The organism is Terrirhizobium terrae (assembly GCF_030323265.1).
Taxonomy (GTDB): Bacteria; Pseudomonadota; Alphaproteobacteria; order Rhizobiales; family Rhizobiaceae; genus Neorhizobium.
On sequence record NZ_CP104990.1, the window covers coordinates 532,602 to 553,113 of the forward strand.

Annotated in this window: 14 protein-coding genes and 4 pseudogenes; 11 read left to right on the top strand and 7 right to left on the bottom strand. The window is 60.4% G+C overall.

Features of this window, described 5'->3' with window-relative positions:
• Positions 1 to 8: 8 nt before the first annotated feature.
• From N7E02_RS02510 to N7E02_RS02535, 6 genes and pseudogenes are all read left to right on the top strand, one after another.
• On the top strand, positions 9 to 959 hold the full coding sequence (locus tag N7E02_RS02510; protein WP_286577932.1) for a sugar ABC transporter substrate-binding protein: 951 nt from the start codon (positions 9 to 11) through the stop codon (positions 957 to 959).
• A gap of 66 nt (positions 960 to 1,025) precedes the next feature.
• Positions 1,026 to 2,045: an ABC transporter permease gene (locus tag N7E02_RS02515; RefSeq protein ID WP_286577933.1), complete on the top strand. Its 1,020-nt coding sequence runs from the start codon at positions 1,026 to 1,028 to the stop codon at positions 2,043 to 2,045.
• Complete coding sequence (locus N7E02_RS02520; RefSeq protein ID WP_286577934.1) at positions 2,045 to 2,782, top strand: ATP-binding cassette domain-containing protein; 738 nt, start codon at positions 2,045 to 2,047, stop codon at positions 2,780 to 2,782. Before N7E02_RS02515 ends, N7E02_RS02520 begins: the two co-directional genes overlap by 1 nt.
• Before the next feature lie 27 nt (positions 2,783 to 2,809).
• A pseudogene (kduI, locus tag N7E02_RS02525) lies at positions 2,810 to 3,651 on the top strand (5-dehydro-4-deoxy-D-glucuronate isomerase).
• On the top strand, positions 3,648 to 4,403 hold the full coding sequence (gene kduD / locus N7E02_RS02530) for a 2-dehydro-3-deoxy-D-gluconate 5-dehydrogenase KduD (RefSeq protein WP_286577935.1): 756 nt from the start codon (positions 3,648 to 3,650) through the stop codon (positions 4,401 to 4,403). Before kduI ends, kduD begins: the two are co-directional and overlap by 4 nt.
• Complete coding sequence (locus tag N7E02_RS02535) at positions 4,381 to 4,752, top strand: cupin domain-containing protein (protein WP_374730604.1); 372 nt, start codon at positions 4,381 to 4,383, stop codon at positions 4,750 to 4,752. Before kduD ends, N7E02_RS02535 begins: the two co-directional genes overlap by 23 nt.
• Before the next feature lie 272 nt (positions 4,753 to 5,024).
• Here N7E02_RS02535 and N7E02_RS02540 read toward each other — a convergent pair.
• Positions 5,025 to 5,602: pseudogene (locus N7E02_RS02540) on the bottom strand (histidine phosphatase family protein).
• Positions 5,603 to 5,731: 129 nt separating this feature from the next.
• Between N7E02_RS02540 and zwf the strand changes: the two are divergent.
• The gene (gene zwf / locus N7E02_RS02545; protein ID WP_286577936.1) at positions 5,732 to 7,240 is read left to right on the top strand and encodes a glucose-6-phosphate dehydrogenase; all 1,509 of its coding nucleotides are present in this window, start codon (positions 5,732 to 5,734) and stop codon (positions 7,238 to 7,240) included.
• Positions 7,241 to 7,691: 451 nt separating this feature from the next.
• Here the strand turns inward: zwf and N7E02_RS02550 are convergent.
• The 5 genes and pseudogenes from N7E02_RS02550 to N7E02_RS02570 form a co-directional block, all read right to left on the bottom strand.
• Positions 7,692 to 8,925, bottom strand: a pseudogene (locus N7E02_RS02550) (ABC transporter substrate-binding protein).
• Between the two features lie 27 nt (positions 8,926 to 8,952).
• Positions 8,953 to 9,861, bottom strand: coding sequence for a hydroxymethylglutaryl-CoA lyase (locus N7E02_RS02555; protein ID WP_286577937.1), 909 nt, complete (start codon positions 9,859 to 9,861; stop codon positions 8,953 to 8,955).
• Positions 9,858 to 10,616, bottom strand: coding sequence for an enoyl-CoA hydratase/isomerase family protein (locus N7E02_RS02560; protein ID WP_286577938.1), 759 nt, complete (start codon positions 10,614 to 10,616; stop codon positions 9,858 to 9,860). Before N7E02_RS02560 ends, N7E02_RS02555 begins: the two co-directional genes overlap by 4 nt.
• A pseudogene (locus N7E02_RS02565) lies at positions 10,616 to 11,856 on the bottom strand (CaiB/BaiF CoA transferase family protein). Before N7E02_RS02565 ends, N7E02_RS02560 begins: the two are co-directional and overlap by 1 nt.
• A 130-nt stretch (positions 11,857 to 11,986) precedes the next feature.
• Positions 11,987 to 13,222, bottom strand: a complete 1,236-nt coding sequence (locus N7E02_RS02570; RefSeq protein WP_286578412.1) for a hydroxymethylglutaryl-CoA reductase, degradative — start codon at positions 13,220 to 13,222, stop codon at positions 11,987 to 11,989.
• 208 nt (positions 13,223 to 13,430) lie between these two features.
• Here N7E02_RS02570 and N7E02_RS02575 point away from each other — a divergent pair, with 208 nt between their 5' ends.
• Positions 13,431 to 14,831 carry an aminotransferase-like domain-containing protein gene (locus N7E02_RS02575; protein ID WP_286577939.1) on the top strand — a complete coding sequence of 467 codons (1,401 nt, stop codon included), beginning with the start codon at positions 13,431 to 13,433 and terminating at the stop codon, positions 14,829 to 14,831.
• Positions 14,832 to 15,075: 244 nt separating this feature from the next.
• Complete coding sequence (locus tag N7E02_RS02580) at positions 15,076 to 15,771, top strand: helix-turn-helix transcriptional regulator (protein ID WP_286577940.1); 696 nt, start codon at positions 15,076 to 15,078, stop codon at positions 15,769 to 15,771.
• 6 nt (positions 15,772 to 15,777) lie between these two features.
• On the opposite strand, the gene N7E02_RS02585 is transcribed toward N7E02_RS02580, so the two are convergent.
• On the bottom strand, positions 15,778 to 17,748 hold the full coding sequence (locus N7E02_RS02585) for a 2Fe-2S iron-sulfur cluster-binding protein (protein ID WP_286577941.1): 1,971 nt from the start codon (positions 17,746 to 17,748) through the stop codon (positions 15,778 to 15,780).
• A gap of 197 nt (positions 17,749 to 17,945) precedes the next feature.
• On the opposite strand from N7E02_RS02585, the gene N7E02_RS02590 reads away from it, so the two are divergent.
• A complete protein-coding gene (locus tag N7E02_RS02590; RefSeq protein ID WP_286577942.1) occupies positions 17,946 to 19,538 on the top strand; it encodes an ABC transporter substrate-binding protein in 1,593 nt (530 codons plus the stop codon).
• The gene (locus N7E02_RS02595; RefSeq protein ID WP_286577943.1) at positions 19,538 to 20,512 is read left to right on the top strand and encodes an ABC transporter permease; all 975 of its coding nucleotides are present in this window, start codon (positions 19,538 to 19,540) and stop codon (positions 20,510 to 20,512) included. The genes N7E02_RS02590 and N7E02_RS02595 overlap by 1 nt, the downstream gene beginning before the upstream one ends.

The following is a 20,512-nucleotide window of genomic DNA, read 5'->3' on the forward strand; positions in this document are numbered from 1 at the left end:
ATACGCAAATGAAATTGACCAGGCTGAAAGCCGCGGTGCTTGCCGCGGGCGTTGCCACCATGACGGCATCTACCGCAATGGCGGCCGACGTCAAGGCAACGATGATCATCTACCTCGACCCCAGCGTCCAGTTCTTCAATCCGGTGGTCAAGGGCGCACAGGATGCCGCTACGCAGTTCGGCGTCGATCTAGACGTGCAATATGCCAACAACGATCCGGTGCGCCAAAACGACCTAATCGAAAGCGCGACAGCGAGCGGCGTCGACGGGATCGCAGTGGCGATATCCAGTTCCGACGCTTTCGACGACAGCATTTGCGCCGCGGTCAAAGCCGGCATCATCGTGATCGGCTTCAACAACGACGATCTCGACGGGGCCAAGGGCAATTGCCGTCAGGCTTATGTGGGCATGGATGAATTCGCCTCCGGTTACGAACTCGGCAACCGGATGATCAAGCAGTTCGACTTGAAGTCCGGCGACATCGTCTTCAATCCGCGCGAAATTCCCGAGGCGAGCTTTGCGGTCGCGCGGGGCGGCGGCATCGAGAAGTCGATGACCGAAGCCGGTATCAAAGTCGAGACCGTACGCGCCGGCCTCGATCCTGCCGAGGCGCAGAACATCATCGCCCAATTCCTCGTCGCCAATCCGAACGTCAAGGCGCTTTTCGGCACCGGTTCGGTCACCTCGACCGTGGGCGCCGGAGCGATTAAGGATGCGGGCGTGAATATTCCGTTCGGCGGCTTCGATCTAGCGGTCGAAATCGTCAACGCAGTGGAATCCGGCGCGATGTTCGCGACCATGGACCAGCAGCCCTATCTGCAGGGGTACTACCCGATTGCCCAGATCGCTCTTGCCAAGAAGTATGGCCTGACTCCGACGGATATCGATACCGGGCAGGGCGCCTTTCTCGACAAGTCGCGCATCAGCTCGGTCAAGCCGCTAATCGGCAGCTATCGTTAACCGGCAATCAGGGGAAGCCGCGTTCTTGCGACGGCTTCCCGTTCTCCAACGATCGAGTGCAAGACCGTGACACCCATCCTTGCAGAAAGTGCCGCGCCACGCTCGCGGACCCAAAAACAGTCGCTCGTGAAGCAGATCATCGGCATGCCCGCCGGCGCGATCTTTCTCGTGTTCGCCACGCTGCAGATTGTCTGTATCGTCGGCGCACTGCTCTATCCGAACGACTTTCGATACCTGTCTCCGCAGAACCTGACCATCTTGATGAAGGCTATCCCTGTCCTAGGCTGCCTGGCGCTTGGCGCCGGCGTGCTGATGATAGCCGGTGAGTTCGACCTGTCGATCGGTTCGGTCTACACATTCACCGCGATCCTGATGGCGACTCTCGTCAATGCGGGCCTGAGCGCCTTCGCCGCGGCACCGATCGGTATCCTCGTCGGGGTCCTGATCGGGCTTCTGAACGGGCAAATCACGCTGCGCTTCGGTTTGCCGTCCTTTATCGTCACGCTTGGCGGGCTGCTGTTCTGGCGCGGAGCGGTGCTACTCTACAATGGCGCCGTACAGGTGCGTTTCGATCCCGAACCTGCGTTTTCGGCGCTGTTCTCGGGCACGCTGTTCGGCATCAATGCCGCCTTCATCTGGATCATCCTCTTCGTCATCGGCTTTCATTTCCTGCTGCACAGGCACCGGTTCGGCAATCATGTCTTTGCGACCGGCGGCAATCGCGGCGCGGCCGAGGCGATCGGTATCAATACCCGTCGCGTCAAGCTTGTCGCCTTCGCGATCGCAGGCGGGATGGCAGCTGTAGCGGGCATTCTTGCCACCTCGCGCGTCGGCTCCGTACAGCCGGGGCAGGGAGCGGGTCTTGAGCTTCAGGCGATCGCCGCCTGCGTCATCGGCGGACTGTCGCTCAGGGGTGGCCGCGGATCGATCATCGGCATATTCCTCGGTGTCCTGCTCATCCACACCATTACTGATGTCCTGCTGCTCCTGCGGGCGCCGGGCTTCTACCTCGACATGTTCATCGCGACGCTGATCGTGCTGGCCGCAATCTTCAACCATCTGATCGAGCGGCGGGGAGGTGCGTGATGCAGAAGGCCAATCTTCTCGAACTGCACAATATCTCGAAGAGCTTCGGCGCACTGACTGCGCTGCGCAATCTCAGTTTTCATGTCGCGGAAGGTGAGGTCGTCGGACTGCTCGGCGATAACGGGGCCGGAAAATCGACGACCGTCAACTTGATCTCGGGCATACATCGCCCAACGGAAGGGCATCTCAGCGTCGATGGCAAAAAGACGCTCTTCACCTGCCGCTCGGATTCCGCCGATGCTGGTATCGAGACGATTTATCAGCACACGGCGCTGGTCGACTCGTTGTCGATCACCCGCAATATCTTTATGGGACGCGAGCTGACCGATAGTTTCGGCTTTCTGAGGCAGGGCGAGATGCGGGACATCGCCATGCAGGTGTTGAAGAACGCCGTGCACATATCGGGTATCGATTCCCCGGATACCTTGGTCGGTAACCTTTCGGGCGGGCAGAAACAGGCGGTTGCCATTGCTCGTGCGGTGCATTTCAAAAAGCGTGTCCTGCTTCTCGATGAGCCGACTTCCGCTCTGTCCGTGCGCGAGACGGAAGCTCTTCTGAATCAGGTGCTGAAGCTCAAGGCCGAAAACGTCTCCAGCGTGCTGGTGACCCACAATCTCTATCACGCCTATCAGGTCTGCGACCGCTTCGTGATCATGAGCCACGGCACCAAGGTATTCGACGTGCAAAAGGCCGACACGACGATCGGCCAGCTGACTGAATATGTCGTGCTCACCTGAGTCCATCTTGAAACGCGAGGAAATATCGTGACCATTTCCGTCAATATCCGCCAGGTGGTTGGCCCGGAAGACGCCGCGCGGCGCGACACTCAAGGACTGCGCGACGGCTTCGTGATCGAAAGCCTGTTCCGCTCGGGTGAAGTCAACCTTACTTACAGCCATCTCGATCGGATGATCGTCGGAGGTGTCGCTCCGGTCTCCGGCTCGCTCTCAATCGGGACAATCCCGGAAACGGGCACCACTACGTTTCTCGAGCGTCGGGAGGCTGCAATCGTCAATATTGGCGGACCGGGCAAGATACGTGTCGGGGAGAGCGAGTTTTCACTCGACTTTCAGGAGGCTCTCTATGTCGGCCTGGGAGGGGGACGTTGCAGTTCACCAGCCAGGCCGAGGACAATCCTGCCCTGTTTTACCTTCTCAGTGCGCCGGCACACCGTACCTGCCCGACCGTGCTGATCACCCGCGACATGGCGAAGAAAGTCAGTCTCGGATCGGCGGAGGAGTCGAACGCCCGCACGATCAATCAATATGTGCATCCGGATGTCTGCGACAGCTGCCAATTGCTCGTCGGATTGACTGTGTTCGAGCCCGGCTCGGTCTGGAACACGATGCCGGCGCATGTCCATGACCGCCGCATGGAAGTGTATCTCTATTTCGGCATGCAGGAGACGACACGCATCTTTCACTTCATGGGGGAGCCGGGCGAGACGAGGCATGTTGTCCTGAAGAACCATGACGCGGTGCTGTCGCCGGGGTGGTCGATCCATTCCGGCGCCGGTACCGGTCGCTACGCCTTCATCTGGGCGATGGCCGGGGACAACATGAGCTTTACCGATATGGACAAGGTCCCCATGGAAGCCCTTCGATGACGATGTTTAATCTGACAGGGCGCTGGGCGATCGTGACCGGTGCCAATACAGGTATTGGCCAGGCGATTGCTGTCGGCTTTGCGGCCGCTGGTGCCGATATCGTCGGCGTCGGTCGATCTTCTATGGATGAAACGGGTGCAAGCGTATCAGCGGCCGGACGCCGGTTTGTGCCGTTGAAGGCTGATCTCTCCGATATGGGAGAAGTGCGGGGAGTAATCGGACGCGCGCTTGAGGCAGGCGCCACGCCCGACATTCTGGTCAACAACGCGGGAATAATCCGCAGGGCCGATTCCCTGGACTTTACGGAGGAGGATTGGGACGCGGTGCTGGATACAAACCTGAAGTCGGTGTTTTTCCTCTGCCAGAGTTTTGCCAAGGCAGCGCTGCGAGCCGACAGGCCGGCGAAGATCATCAACATTGCTTCGATGCTGTCCTTTCAGGGCGGCATACGAGTGCCGTCCTATACTGCGTCTAAAAGCGGGCTTGCCGGGCTGACGAGGCTTTTGGCGAACGAATGGGCGGCCAAGGGTATCAACGTCAATGCGATTGCGCCCGGCTATGTGGAAACCAACAACACCGAGGCGCTCCGCGCCGATGTGGAACGGAGTGCGGATATTCTGAAACGTATTCCCGCAGGGCGCTGGGCGCGGCCGGACGATATGGTCGGCGCTGCGGTTTTCCTTGCCGCCCCCGCATCCGATTATGTGCAAGGAGCCATCCTGCCTGTGGATGGCGGCTGGCTCGCTCGATGAAAGGATGAAGATGAAATATTACACGTTGCCCGACGACACCATCTGGACCGAAGTGTCTCCTGGAAACCGCCGCGCTGTTTTGAGCGAGAGACCGGAGATGATGCTCGTTGCGTTTTCGTTCGAGGAGGGTGCCGTTGGTGTACTTCATTCCCACCCGCACACGCAGGTCAGTTACGTTGCTGAAGGCAGCTTTGATGTGACCGTAGATCGTGTAACGACCCGCCTCGATCAGGGCAGCAGTTTCATCGTTGCACCCAACCTCGTTCACGGCGTCGTTGCATTGTCGAAAGGGTTGTTGATCGACACGTTTACGCCACGTCGCGATGATTTCCTGGACCGGGAGACTTGATTAAATAAGGCGGCCCCGAGCATCCTTTGAAAATCATTCACGAAACCGGAACCGCTGCGAGCAGAGATCGGGTGTCGACGATTTCAGCCGGCCAGTGGCAAAGTTTGATTGATAGTGTCGGCGCCGCATGGTGATCGATCTTGTTTCTTGCTAGTGAGCGATGAACTTGTCGTCCATTGTGGTCATATTAAATGGCACGCTCGGCATATCGATGTCTGGTGAGCGATGTTAATCGTACGCGTAGCGTCTTATCTGCTAACGATCCTTTGATACTACGTATTCCACGCGCGAATGACCGGCTCCTGAAGATCGTGTTCGTAGCCGAGGATACTGACACTTGCGGTGTCGAGGACAAATCCCTCGCCGCGACCGGCCGGAAGCCCAAGCCACCTGGCGGCGAGAACGCGCAGGAAATGCGAGCTTGAGAAAATGAGAATGGGCGAGCCGTTTCGTCTGATCTCCGCAATGATACGGTCAGCTCTCTTCCCGACCTGGTCTGCATCCTCGCCTCCTGGGGCGCCGTCACGAAACAGGTGCCAGCCGGGCGTCGTTTGATGGATTTCCTGCGTGGTAATCCCTTCGAACCGCCCATAATCCCATTCCTGCAAGTCCGGTTTCAGGGAAGCGCGAGATGCAAAACCTGCAAGCTCGCATGTTCTGCGCGCCCGCAATGAGGGACTAGACCAGACCAGATCGGCGACGACCGTTTTTAGCCGAGCGGCGAGCAATCTTGCAGCTTCCTCCCCCGAGGCGTCAAATCGATTTCGGATCGTCCAGTATGCCGTCCGGAAACGGACCATACCGTCTCTCCATGCCGAACCAGGTAGATCTCGGGCAATTGCGTTGACATGTCAGATTCCTCATGAGCTGGTCCAATCCAAATAGGTTTCGTTCTTTGTGATGGAAGCCGTCCCGCGACAATTGCTGGCTGCACACGCAACCCTATATCCTGCATTCACCGCGTGGAAGGAGCTAGCTTATGGTTTCAAAATCGGCACCGCCTGTCACTCTCGTCATCTTCGGCGCCACAGGCGATCTGACACGCCGCCTGCTTGTTCCAGCGATCATCAACCTGACCCGAAGTGGCCTGGTCGGAGATGATCTCGCTGTTCTGGGCGTTGGCATTGATGAAGGCGATGACGAGTTCCTGCGCAATAGGCTTGAGGATTTCCTGAGCCACCTTAACCCAAATTCAGAAGAGCAGACCAGCAAGGATGACGCCTGGTATCGTCTCAGATCGCGGATTTCCTATTTGAGCGGCGACTTCACCAGGGATGAGATCTACGAAGTGATCGGGAAGCGGCTTGGCTCTGCGACGAATGCAGCATTCTATCTCGCCGTCCCGCCAAGCCTGTTCGGGCCGATCGTGGAGAAACTCGCCAAGCATGGATTGATGGAAGAAGGCGACGTCTGCTTCCGGCGCATCGCGATCGAGAAACCATTCGGAACCGATCTCGCCTCGGCCCGGGCTCTCAATGCTCAGATTCTGGCACAGGTTGCAGAGAGACAGGTCTACCGGCTCGATCATTTCCTCGGAAAGGAGACGGTGCAGAACCTGATGACGGCCAGATTTGCGAACATGATAATCGAAGGGCTATGGAGCAATACTTATATCGACCATGTCCAGATCACGGCCGCGGAGATCGTCGATGTCGGTAGTCGTGGCAAGTTCTACGATGCGACAGGCGCACTTCGCGACATGGTTCCAAATCATCTGTTTCAACTGCTTGCGATGATCGCCATGGAGCCGCCGAACAGTTTCGATGCCGAGGCAGTCCGCAACGAGAAGGGCAAGGTCCTTAAGGCTCTGCGTGTCTATTCGAGGGAGGAAGCCGCGGCAAACAGTGTGCGCGGTGCCTATGGCTCGGGGATTTCGAACGGACAGCCGCTATCGGCCTATCGAGAAACGAAGGATGTCGCAGACGACAGTCGAACTGAAACCTATGTTGCCCTCAAACTCTATGCCGACACCTGGCGCTGGGCGGGAGTTCCGTTCTACCTCAGAACGGGAAAGGCTCTGACTGCACGCGACACCGAGATTGTCATTACGTTCAACAAAGTGCCATTTGCGCAATTCCGCGAAAACGAGGTGGCAAGTCGTCTGCCTCCAAACAGGCTCGTTATCCAGGTTCAGCCGGACGAAGGGATGAGCATGGAGATTTCAATCAAACGCCCCGGGCAGTCCGTCGAGACCGTGCCCGTATCGTTGGATTTCCGATATGCCGACAGGTTCGATATCGGCAGCACTACAGGCTATGAATCCTTGATCTACGATCTGTTCATAGGTGATCAGACGTTGTTTCAGCGTGCCGACAGCATCGAAGCAGGATGGGCGGCCGTCCAGCCTTTTCTCGACGCATGGGCGACTGACACGACGATCCCAGAAAGCTACGCACCCGGCAGCATGGGACCTGCCTCTGGAGATAACCTCATCCGCAAAGATGGCCGCGAGTGGCACGAGCTTGGGGTGCTTTTGCATAGGAAGTGATAGCTCAGTCTCACCCGCCGTGGGGACCGGCGCTATAGACCTTACGAAGACAGCAAGTCCCTGCAACTCGGTGGTCCCGCCATGGATCTGTGACCACAGCACCAGGATGGCGCCGTTTATACGCTCGCTGTTATCGGCGGTATGGTTCAGTTCCTGGCTAAGTCCATCGCCTTTTACCTCACGTGACCATAGGAAAAGCAACGTGAGAGCGCCCAAGTAGCGTGCGATCCGCACCAAGGCCGCATCTCACGGTGGTTCGCGTACCGTGTCTTAGATCAGGGCCGCACAAATGTGCGATGACCTAGAGGCGAGCCCCTCCGGGGGCGCCGGACTTCGGTTTGAAAGCCCAGAAATCTTCCGCGAAAATCTCGGTAGGCCTCCTACTTCGCTTGGCATGCCTACCAGAGTTTCTACGACTTAGAGCTGAAGAAAGGCTGCCGAGACTCGGTTTCTATTCTTTCACCAGCGAGCAGCCGGATTTCGAGAGTGGTTGAAAGGCCTTGTCGGCCGATACCGTCGCGAGCAGCTTGTAATAGTCCCAAGGCTGTTTCGAGATCTTCCGGCTTCTTCACCTCGAACAGATACATATCGTGCATCATGCGCCCGTCCTCGCGGATCGAGCCGTTCTGATAGAACACGTCGTTGACGGGCAGCTCACGCATTTTCGCGGCTACCTGTTTCGTATCGTCCGTTCCTGCTTCCTTGATCGCCTTCAGGTAGTGGAGGACGGATGAATAGGTGCCGGTCTGAAGCATGTTCGGCATGGCCTTGCGCTCTTCGAAGAACTTCTTCGACCATTCGCGGGTCCTGTCGTTCAGGTCCCAATAGCTTGCCTCGACGATCGTCAGCCCCTGTGCTTCCTGAAGCCCCAGGCCATGGATGTCGTTGATGAAGCCGCCGAGCGTGGCCAGTTTCTGGCCGGCCTGGGTCAGGCCGAATTGTGCGGCCTGCTTGACCGAGTTGATCGTGTCGGCACCGGCATTGGCAAGCGCGACGACGCTTGCGCCGGAGCCTTGGGCGGTCAGCAGCGCCGAGGCGAAGTCCGTCGTGCCGATCGGCAGACGGGTGCTGCCCAGAACCTCGCCGCTACGGGCCTTGACGAGATCTCCCGTTTCCTTCTCCAGCCCATGCCCGAAGGCGTAGTCGGCAGTCACGAAATACCATTTGTTCAGGCCCTGATCGACCAGGGCCTGGCCGGTTGTATGGGCGATCGCGTAGGTGTCGTAGGCCCAGTGCATGACATAGGGGCCGCAAGAGTCGTTGGTGATGCGCAATGAACCCGGAGAGCTCAGAACGATCAGCTTTTCCTTCTGCTTCGCCACTTCCAGCGCGGCCAATGCAGGAGAGGAGGAGGCAACGTCGAGAATGGCATCGACCTTCTGCTCGTCGAACCATTTGCGGGCAATCGCGCCGCCAATATCCGCCTTGTTCTGGTGGTCGGCCGATAGGATCTCGATCGGCATTCCGAGAACGGTTCCACCGAACTCCTCGACCGCCATCTTGGCTGCCGTCACGGCACCGGGGCCGGTAATGTCGGCATAGACGCCGCTCATGTCCTCGATCAGCCCGATACGTACGACGCCGCCGCTGATCTTCGGCTCCTGCGCGAGTGCGGTTGATGCCGCCAGGATCCCTGTCAGCAATATAGTGCGTCCTGCAATTTTCCTCTGCCTTGCGATGCCCATGCTGTTCCTCCCATGGTGTCACTGTCGTCAGCCAGGCATACGCCTCCCGAAGCTGGCCCGATCTGGTGGATTGGCTTCCCGGAGACCTGCGGCAAATTCCTCCGCTTGCCGCAGGCGTTTCATGTCTATGCCGGTCGAAAAGCCCTTGCTTGCGATATGCTCTGCGAGTGCCAGTGTGCTGACGTTTCCGGCTGCACCCGGCGCGTAGGGGCAGCCGCCGAGGCCGCCGATCGCGCTGTCGAACACGCGGATGCCGTGGCCAAGCGCGACGTCGACATTGTCGAGAGCACGGCCGAACGTATCGTGGAAATGACAGGCGAGCTGCACCGGGCTCAATCCGGCCGCAACGGTGGAGAGCATGGTGTCGACGCCATCGGGCGTTGCCCGACCGATCGTGTCCGCCAGTGAAATCTCGATGCAGCCCAGATCGGCGAGCGCGCTGGCGACGCCAAGCACGGCCCGCGGTGCGACAGGTCCCTCAAACGGGCATTCCACGGCACAGGAGACATAGCCGCGCAACCGCACGCCGTGGTCGCGGGCCAGAGCCGCGACCGGCTCGAAGCGCTCTAGGCTTTCCGCGATGGAGCAGTTGATGTTCCTGTGCGCGAAGGTTTCCGATGCGCTGGTGAATACCGCCAGTTCGTCGACGCCGATCGACAATGCGGCCAATGCGCCGCGTTCGTTCGGGACCAGGACGGAGCGGATGAGCGCTTCTGCGGCCGGAGTCTGGCGCAGGACCTGCTCGTGATCCGCCATCTGCGGCACCCATCGCGGCGAAACGAAAGCGGTGATCTCCAGCCGCGGCAGGTGGGCTGCGCGCAAAAGCGAGATCAGTGCCAGCTTTTGTTCGGTCGCTATGATCTGCTTCTCGTTTTGCAACCCGTCCCTTGGGCCGACTTCGACGATCGTCACATCTGGGCGAGTGGCAGCTGTCATGTCCGGCGGCCTCGCTCGGCAAAGGCTGCAAGGCCGCGCCTGGCATCGTCACTGGTGAATGTGCGTTGACCGAGAGCTGCCTCGCGCTGGAAGGCTTCCGCGAGGGGAAGATGCTGAAGCGTGAGGGCCGCCTCCTTGATCGTCTGCACGGCGCTGGCGCTGAGCCAGGCGATCCGCTCGGCGATCTCATATGCCACCGGTTCCACACGCTCGGCCTCGACGATGCGATTGATCACGCCGCGCGCCTGCATGTCTGCTGCGGAAAACCGTTCTGCGGTCAGCATGATTTCCATGGCGTGCGCATATCCGATCTGGCGCACCAGCCGTACGAGCGTGCCGCCGGCCGGAACGAAGCCGTGGCCGGCTTCTGGCAGCTGGAACTGCGCATCCGATGCCGCGACGCGGATATCGGTCGCGAGCATGATCTCGAAGCCGCCGCCGAGGCAGAGGCCGCGGATCGCGCTGACCACCGGCTTGTAGAAGCCCTCGACCTTCAGATGCGCCGGGTCCCAATGCGAGATGTCGAAACGCCCTTCCGCAAGTGCCGGGATGGATTCGGTAAGATCGGCGCCGACGCAGAAGGCGCGGTCGCCGGCCCCCGTCAGCACCACCGCGTTGACGCCGGTATCATTGTTGGCCTCGGCGAAAGCACGACCGAGATCGTCATACATGGCGAGCGTCAGCGCGTTGAGCTTTTCAGCCCGGTTGATGCGGATCGTGGCGACTGCGCCATCCTTCTGATAGTCGATCGCCATCAGATCGCTCCCGCGGATTTGAGGCGGGCAAGCGTATCGGCATCGATCCCGGCGAGCTTTTCGAAGACAAGTGCATTGTGCTCGCCCGGCGACGGCGCCTTTTCGTGCGGCGCGTCGTCCTGGCCGGAAAGCTTGATGGGCAGGCCGAACATGCCGATCAGCTTGCCGGCGATCGGCACGTTGACGATCATCTTGCGGGCGGCGATATGCGGGTCTTCCACCACTTCCGCGATGGTCTTGATGGCGCTGAGCGGAACCTTGTCTCCCGCCATCTCCTCCAGCTCTGCTTTCGTATGGGCGGAGAACCAGCGTTCGAGCAGGGGCTTGACCTTCGTCTCGGCGGTGACCGGGTCGAACCGCTTTTCCATCGTGTCGATGGCCGGATCGCTTGCCATTTCGGGCTCGCCGAACATGGCGCAGGTGATTGCCCAGAACTTGTCGGTATAGCCGCCGAAGAAGACGTAGCCGTCCTTGCAGGGGAACTGGCCATAGGGCCGCACGAAAGGATGATCGTTGCCGAGCGGCGAGGCGACCTCTTTTGTGTCGTGTAGCGCACCACGGCATTCTCCGTCAGCGTCAGGACGGAATCCTGCTGCGAGACGTCGACAACCTGACCCTTGCCCGTGCGTTCGGCCTCACGAAGGGCTGCGATCGTACCGATCGCGGCGTAGAGCGAGGCGGCGAGGTCACCGATGATCGTGCCGACGCGTACCGGCGGACGATCGGCATAGCCGTTCATGGACCAGAGCCCGCCGGCAGCCTGTCCGGTATTGTCATAGGCGGGCCGCGATGCATTCGGCCCGGTGCGGCCGTAGCCGCTGATCGCGGTATAGACCAGCCTTGGGTTGATCTCCCGCAGCGTCTCGAAGCCCAGCCCCAGCTTCTCCATCGTGCCGGGCCTGAAATTCTCGACCAGGATATTCACCTTGGTCACGAGCTTATGGAGGAGTTCCTTCCCCTCGGGGGTCTTCAGGTTGAGCGTGATGCCGAGCTTGTTGCGGTTGAACTGTGCGAAGAAGGCGCTCAGTTGCTCTTCGTCCGAGCTGACGAAGGGTGGAAAGGTGCGGGCATAGTCGGGTTCGTCCGGGTGCTCGACCTTAATGACGGTGGCGCCGAGATCGGCCATCAGCATCGAGCAGAAGGGGCCGGCGACCACGCGCGTGATATCGAGGACCGTGACACCCGAAAGCGGGCCGGACCGGGTTTTCTGCCAGTTGTCAAATACGCTCAAGTCCACCATCTGCTCCTCCCAGAGTTCGGAAATGCTCTCTCATCGCAGCGATAAGTCGGCAAATCCGGTCAGATGAAAAGCCGCGCGACGCATCGTGCGGTACACCCTGTCGTCATTCCGCATTGTGTTCACCCTGCTGTCATACGCTTTCGCCGCGCATGGCCTGGAGCAGTTCCTTGGCTCGGTCGACACGCACGTCGTGATTGGCGGCGAGCGAGGCGGCGATCTTCTCGATCTCATCGCCCTCTGCGCCTGCCACGATTGCGATGTTGCGGGCGTGCAGCGCCATGTGGCCGCGCTGGATGCCCTCGGTTGCAAGGGCACGAAGCGCTGCCATGTTCTGCGCCAGTCCTACGGCGGTGGTGACTTCCGCCAGTTCCTGCGCCGAGGTCACGTCGAGGATTTTCAGCGCCGCCTGTGCTGCCGGATGCGTCTTCGTTGCGCCGCCGACCAAGCCGAGCGCCATCGGCAGTTCCAGCGTGCCGACCAGATAGCCGGCCGTATCGACTTCCCATCGTGTCAGGGAGGTGTAGCGCCCGCTGCGCGCCGCCCAGGCATGAGCGCCGGCCTCGATCGCACGCCAGTCATTGCCGGTCGCGACCACCACCGGATCGATGCCGTTCATGATGCCCTTGTTGTGGGTCGCAGCCCGATAGGGATCGACGATCGCGAAGGCGCAGGCCTCGACGATACCGCGCGCGATACGCTCGCCGTCATATTCCGGTGTTTTCAGGGTCTCGGGCGAGAGTCGCACCATGGCGCGGGCAAGGCGCAGGTCTGCGAAGTTGGACAGGATGCGTAGGCGCACCACGCCGCCGGTGATCTTTTCGATCAGCGGCGCCACGGTCTCGGCCATGGTATTGACTGTGTTCGCCCCCATCGCGTCGCGCACATCGACGATCAGGTGGGCCGCCAGCATCGGCCCGATCGGCGTGTCGTCGAAGACATGCACCTCGACATCGCGGCATCCGCCGCCGAGCGAGATCAGCACCTTGTCCTTGGCATTGGCTGCCGCAATGATCGACTGCCGCTCGCTCAGGATGCGGGCTCTTGCTCCATGCGGATCAGTGACGTTCAGCACCTGGATCTGTGCCCGCATGACAGGCCCGGTGCTGGATGTGACGAAGCCGCCATCCGCGCGCGCGAGACGCGCCATATAGGAGGCGGCTGCGACCACGGAAGGCTCTTCCACCGCCATGGGGATCAGATAGTCGCGACCGTTGACCGTGAAGTTGGTGGCGATGCCGATCGGCAGTTCGAACGTTCCGATCACGTTCTCGATCATGCCATTGGCAAGGGCAATCGGCAGTCCGCCCCGTCCGAAGACCTGCCGGTCTGCATCGCCAAGCCCCACGGCTTCCGCCACGCGGGTCATGCGCTCTTCCGGTGTCAGATTGCGCAAATTCTCAAGACGGGAATTGATGGAGCGCGCTCCTTCGTCCCGTGTCCCGGCGATAGCCTTCTCAGCCAATGCCGCCTCCCATTCACTCTTCCTCTTGCGCAAGGATCGACAATCTTGATACTGATGAACAGGTACGGATTTTAAAAATTGTTACCTAACTGTACCCATTTGGGAGATGCGTATGGTGGCTTCCGAGGATGTTCTTCAGCGATCGGGCACGCTTGTCGAAAAGCTGACGGCGCAGTTGAGCGAGGAGATCCTGCGCGGGAAAATCCCGGCGGGAAGCCGGCTCATGTCCATCCGCAAAGCTGCCGAGCATTACGGTGTTTCCAAGAATACGATCATCGAGGCCTATGATCGGCTGGTCGCATCCGGTTATGCCGCCGCGCGTCCCGGCTCCGGTTTCGAGGTCCGCATGCCACGGGATGCCGACCGCAGCATACGGCCAAGGCATGTGGTGGAGGCTGTCGATATTGCCTCGCTTTTGAGCGCGCAGCTGGAGGAGAATTTCGATGTCCGGGTGGGTGATGGCCGGCCGCCGCCATCCTGGACAGAGGAATCGGAGATAAAACGCCACCTCAGCTTTTTCGGCCGTGACTACACGGCGGGTACGGATGCCTACGGGTCTGCTCTCGGTCTTCCGGCCCTGCGCGCAGAAATCGCCAGACGTCTGGCAAACCAGCATCTGCGGGCGTCGGAAGACGAGATCCTGCTGACATTCGGGGCCAACCATGCGCTAGACCTGATCGTCCGTGCCTTCCTGTCTCCGGGCGACGTCGTCCTGGTCGACGAGCCCGGTTACTATCCGCTTTTCGCCAAGCTGAAGCTGGCTCAGGTCCGCGTGCTGGGCGTGCGGCGAACGCCGGAGGGCCCCGATGTCGACGACTTCATCGCCAAGGCGGCGACCGAACGGCCAAGGATGTTCTTCACCCAATCGATCGGGCATAACCCGACGGGCAGCACGACGAGCCTGCCCGTCGCCCATGCGCTGCTGAACGCGGCCGCCCGGCACAATGTCACGATTGTCGAGGATGACCCGTTTGCCGATGTGGCACCAAACGTTCCGGGCCGGCTCGTAACCCTTGACCAGCTTGACAGGGTCATGTCCGTCGGCACGTTTTCGAAGACGCTGTCGGCCAGCCTGCGAACGGGCTACATCGTCGGCAATCGGCAGCAGATCAGCGCTCTGACCGAACTGAAGATGCTGACGACGGTTAACAGTTCAGGTCATGTCGAGCGGCTGATCCATCGACTTCTCGCTGATGGTCACTATGACCGTCATCTCAAGCGCCTTGCAACCCGTATCGATGGTGCAGCACTTCGGGTTTTGCAAAGGCTCAGGCAGCAGGGATTTGATGTCTTTGCCAGCAATGGCAGCGGTTACTACCTCTATCTGCTGTTGCCGTCGAAAATCGGCGATATCGAGCTTGCGAGGCGCGGCGCGAGGGAAGGCATATTTATCGCGCCCGGAAGTGTCTTCTGTCTCGAAAAAGGCAGCAACATCGCCGCTGGCATAAGGCTCAATGTCGCGAGAGCCGAGGACGAACGATTCCACGATTTCCTGGCGCGCAACATTCGCTAGCGCGGAAAAATGCTGCACCTGCGAAATAACGAAACCTCTACGGGTTGTGGAACCTCGCAAGCGCTGTAAGCTGAAGAAAACAAGGGAACGGCAGGGGAAACCGCCAATGTATCGGACCGAGCAAATAGCAACATTTCCGCCCTCATCGGAGCGCGCGCGGATGCGCAGCCTCAACGAGCTGCACTGTTCAGATGATCCCGTTTTTGCGTACCAGGTCCACGTCCCCGTCAGTCAGCAGGGCAAGATGCACAGTCATGCCCGAGGCCAGCTGGTCTGTGCGACGACGTCAGTCGTAGAAGTTGTCGTCGGAGAGCGGCGATGGACTTTGCAGCCAGGGCATGCCGGCTGGTTGCCGGGTGGGGTCGGGCATAGCGTTTCCGGCGACCCGACGGGCTCGATTTTTCGCTCGCTCTATGTGCGGCCCGATCTTGCCAAGCGCCTCGGGGAAAAAGCCGCGGTCCTGGACCTGTCACCCCTGCTTTCAGGGCTTTTGCCGAGGCTGATAGAGATCTATGAAGGGCATGCGGATCGAAGTGTCTACCAGCATCTCGCGGCGCTGACGCTGGATGAAATCGCGCGCGCGGAGACCCGAACGGAAATCATGCCGCCCCGCGTTCCCCTGCCACGTGATCGGCGCCTGAAACTCATTTGCGATGCCTTGATCGAGCAGCCGGCGGACCGTCGGACGCTAGAAGACTGGGGCAAGGCGGCGGGCGCGAGTTCGCGCACGCTTGAACGCCTGTTCCGCGAGGAAACGGGCATGAGCTTCAATGCCTGGAGGCAGGCCTGCCGCATATCGGCTGCCATCCCGAAGCTCGAGCTCGGCAATTCGGTCCAGCGCGTGGCCTGGGAAGTTGGCTATGACAGTCCCAGTGCCTTCGCGGCGATCTTTCGCCGCGTCATGGGCATGAACCCGGCGGGCGTTCCGTCGCGACATTGAGGTCGGTCAGCAGCCCAGGATCATGTCCGTCTTGGGGACGGCCTGACACAGCAGTACCTGGTCTTCCGCGAGCACCGGCAGCTCTCCCATCGGATAGTCTGCCGCTCCGCTCACGAGCTTCTGGACACAGGACTGGCAATCGCCATTGCGGCAGGAATATTGAACCTTGATGCCGTTGCTGAGCGCCAGATCGAGCAGCGATCCGCTGGTGGACTGCCATGTTACTTCCCTGCCGGAACCGGTGAAGACGATCTTTCGGTCGGGCAGGCCCGCAAGCTTCTCCGCCATGCCTTCGCCGGAAGCGCCGAAGGCCTCGAAATGGATGTTGTCGCTGTCCGCGCCGAGTGCGACCAATTCCTTCCGAAGCGAGCTCATGAAAGCCTCCGGTCCGCAAATGTAGAAATCAGCATCCCTGGCCGACACGAGCCTGTCGAGAAGCGCCGCATCGACACGGCCGCGGTGGTCGCACATCTCGTTTTCCGTTGCGCGCGAATAGGCAGAAAATAGCCTTACTCGGCCGCCCGAGCGCTCGGCGAGTTCATGGACCTCGTCTGCGAAGAGATGATGGTGTGTGTCTCTGGCTGCGTGGACGAACCAGACATCCCGTTCGGCGCATTCGGCCACGACCGTTTCCAGCATCGGCAGGAGCGGTGTAATGCCGACGCCTGCACTGACGAAGACCACCGGTCTCTGCGGCGGGCTTTTGAACACGAACCGACCTGCCGGCACGCCGACCTGGACTTCATCGCCGGCACTCAGTCCATGCAGAAGGCCGGACAGGCCGTTGTCGCTGACCTTTCGCACCGAGATGCGGATCATCCGGTCCGCCGGCCTTCCCGAGACGGAATAGTTGCGGCGGCGCTGTGGCTGGGTGGCGTCGCTCGGTACGGCGATCGTCACATACTGGCCGGGCTGGATCTCTCCGATCGAGGCAGCGTCGAGCGGTTCGAGATTGAAGGATTTGACCTCCGGGTTTTCATCACGCGTCGAGGAAATCCTGAAATTGCGAAGGCCGCTCCAGGCGGCCGAAAGCGGCTCCGCCCAGATCCGCGACCGGGTGAGTGCCGCCGAACAGTGAAAGAAGATCTCGTCCGGTGCAATCTCGATCGAGCGATCGGGGCCTGCCGGCAGGTCGGATCGGTAGGGGCCGTTCATTCGCAGGGCTTCGAGGCGACCGGGAACCGTGGCGACGATCGCGCATTCGCCGGTGCTTCGGACCCCGGCGGCGTCCTCGGGCAGATGCAGCCGGAAGGATTGACGGTTGGCGGCTGGATTCAGTTCCAGTCGCTCGCCGCCGAGAACATCCAGCCTGATGCCGCCGTCGCCGGCCACCGAGGCGAGGATGATGAAAAGTGCCTCGTCGATGAAGGCCAGGCCGCCGGACCCGATTGCGTCATAGACCTTGGTCTGCACGAGTTCGCTCGGCGTACCATAGAGGTCTCTGATTCCGGCCTGGACAAGGCGGCTCTCTTCGATCGTCGGCTTCGGCACCGACGGCCGGCCGGCATCCTTATGCATGGTCTTGTCGGAATGGTAGTAGCCGATCATGTCGAGCGGCGGCTTGCGCGCGCTCGGGTCCAGCCAGAAGCCGGCGCCCTCGAAGGCTGGGCTTTCGACGAATTCGATCTCGATCGGTTCAAGCACGATCGCCGTCATCGGCCGGTTCTGGTCCGCGGGGAAGATTGCGATGTCTTCGGCGCGGGTGGAAACCTGCGCATGCGCCTTGACCCGCAGGAACCTGTTGGCGCCGCGGCTGAGTATGACCAGCATGACTTCCGGGTTACCGAGCAGGTTTCCGATCGTGTCCAGCCGCTTGTTGCCCATGTAGTCGGGCAGCAGGAGGCGACCCTGGTCATCCGGCCACAGCACGGATGGTTGGCCGCCGCGCGGCGACACATCCAGCGTGCCTTCAGGGCTTTTCGAGGCAATGAACAGAAGTGTTGCGCTTTGGATGAATTCGCGGACGCCAGCGTCCATCAGCTTCTCTCCGGCTTTCAGAAACGTGCATGCACTCTAACTGTCGGTCTTGCGGCGTAGGCGTTTTTATCGACCTCAAACCCGACAGATGCCACACCAAAGCCGACAGCCCGCTTGTTCGAATTTTTCGCCTTTTGTTATGGTTTTTCAAATGGCCGAAAAGGCTTCGGGAACGATAGAACAAAAGGACTGGGACGATGAAGAGACGTGGCTTCAACAAGATGCTTCTGGCTGCCGGCCTCGCTCTGCCGGCCCTGCGGATGTTCAATGATGGCGTCGCCTATGCGCAGGGCGCGTCCGGTGGTCTGACGGCCATCATCAATCCCGAGCCGCCAATTCTGGTTTTGCCCCTCAACCAGCAGATCCCGACCGGCACGATCGGCGGCAAGATCTACGAGAGCCTGCTCAGCTACGATTTCGACCTGAAGCCGCAGCCGCAGCTTGCCGAGCGCTGGGAGGTCTCCGAGGACGGGCTGACCTATACGTTCTATCTGGCAAAGAATGCCAAGTGGCATGACGGAAAGCCCTTTACCTCGGCCGACGTGGTCTTCTCCTGCGACGTCATGCTGAAGGAAGTTCATCCGCGCGCCCGCGGCGTGTTCGAGCGTTGCGAAAGCATCACCGCGCCGGACGATCACACCGTCGTCTTCAAGCTCAAGACCCCGTTCGCCCCGTTCATTCTGGCATTCGAGACGAGCTCGGCGCCGATCGCGCCGAAACATATCTACGAAGGTACGGACTACCGGAAGAACCCGGCCAACGACATGCCGATCGGCACGGGCCCCTTCAAGCTGAAGGAATGGTCTCGCGGCAGCCACATCCATCTCGTTGCCCACGAGGACTATTACCTCGAAGGCCAGCCGGCGCTCACCGAGATCTACTACAAGATCGTTCCGGACGGCGCGTCGCGTTCCGTTGCGATGGAGACAGGCGAGGCCCAGCTTTCGCAGTTTGCCGATATCGAGCCCTTCGATGTGCCGCGCCTTTCGTCCATGCCAAACCTGACCATGACGACCAAGGGCTACGAGTTCTTCAGCCCTGTTCTCTGGTATGAGCTCAACCTGCGAACGAAGCCGTTCGACGATCTGCGTTTCCGCAAGGCTGTCCGGCATCTGCTCGATCCCAAGTTCATCGTCGACAAGATCAATTTCGGCCTCGGAAAGCCTGCGACCGGGCCGATCGCATCAACGACGCGCTTCTATGATCCGAACGTCACCCTTTACGAGACCGACATTGCCAAGGCGACCGCGCTTCTCGACGAGATGGGCCTCAAGCCGGATGCCAACGGTGTCCGTGCCTCGATCAAGTTCCTGGTCGTGCCGTTCGGTGAAATGTGGACGCGGCTTGCCGAATATTTCCGCCAGGCCCTCAAGCAGGGCGGCATCGAAGTGGTGCTTGAGACCACCGATCCGGGTGGCTTCGCCCAGCGGGTTTCGAACTGGGAATTCGAGGTCACGTCCAACATGCTGTATCAGAACGGCGATCCAGCCCTCGGCGTAGGCCGCAGCTATATCAGCTCCAACATCCGCAAGGGTGTGATGTTCACCAATACCGAAGGTTATTCCAACCCGGAGGTGGACGATCTTTTCGACCGCGCAGCAGTGCAGACCTCCGATGAGGAACGGGCGGCACTCTACAGCAAGGTCCAGAAGATCCTCACAGACGAATTGCCGGTTCTGTGGATGACGGAGCAGCAGTTCCCCACCATCCATGACGCGCGGCTGGAAAACCTCATCGATACGGCGATCGGCGTGAACGGAACGTTCGGACGGGCGCGCTGGGCCTCGTAATGTCTCTGCGCAGCATTCTTTCCAAGGTGGCGGGGATCGTGATCACGATCTTCGTCATCGCCACCATCAATTTCGTTCTGGTGCGGGCCGCGCCCGGCGATCCCGCCGCGGTGATCGCCGGCCAGTCAGGCGCGACCGACGAAAAGTTTCTGGAGCAGGTGCGAGCCGAATATGGTCTGGATCAGCCCTATCTAGTGCAGCTCGGCTCCTATCTCGGTAAGGTGGCGACGCTCGATCTCGGATATTCCTATCGCCTGCGGCGTCCGGTGCAGGATCTCATTGTCGAACGCCTTGGCCCGACATTGCTTTTGACCCTCTCGGCATTCCTGATCTCGCTAATCGGCGGCGTGGTGTTCGGTGCATTGGCCGGCATCCGCCATGGCAAGATCTCCGATCTCGTCATTTCGCTGCTGGCTTTGATCCTCTACGCGACGCCGGTGTTCTGGCTGGGCCTCATGCTGGTCCTGCTCTTCTCGATCCAGCTCGAATGGCTGCCTGCCTTCGGTTATGCGAGCATGCGGGCGGGAAGCCTTGGGCCGATGGCCTATGCACTCGATGTGCTGAAGCACCTTTGCCTTCCGGCCTTGACCCTCGGTGGCATCTACATGGCGATGTATGCTCGGCTGATGCGGTCCTCGGTCATAGAGGTGGCGGCCGAAGATTACATCAAGACCGCCCGCGCCAAGGGGCTGACGGAAGGCGCGATCCTGCGCGGGCACATGCTGCGCAACGCCTCGCTGCCCGTCATCACCTTCGCCGGACTTCAGGTCGGCGCCATGGTCGGCGGTGCAGTCGTGGTCGAGACGGTCTTCTCCTGGCCCGGTCTTGGCCGGCTGATCTTCGACGCCGTGACCAGCCGCGATTATCCGGTCCTGCTCGGCCTTTTCCTCGTCATGTCGATCCTGGTGATCTGCGTGAACCTTCTCACCGACCTGATCCACCGTCTGGTCGATCCTCGCCTCGCAGTCAGATGA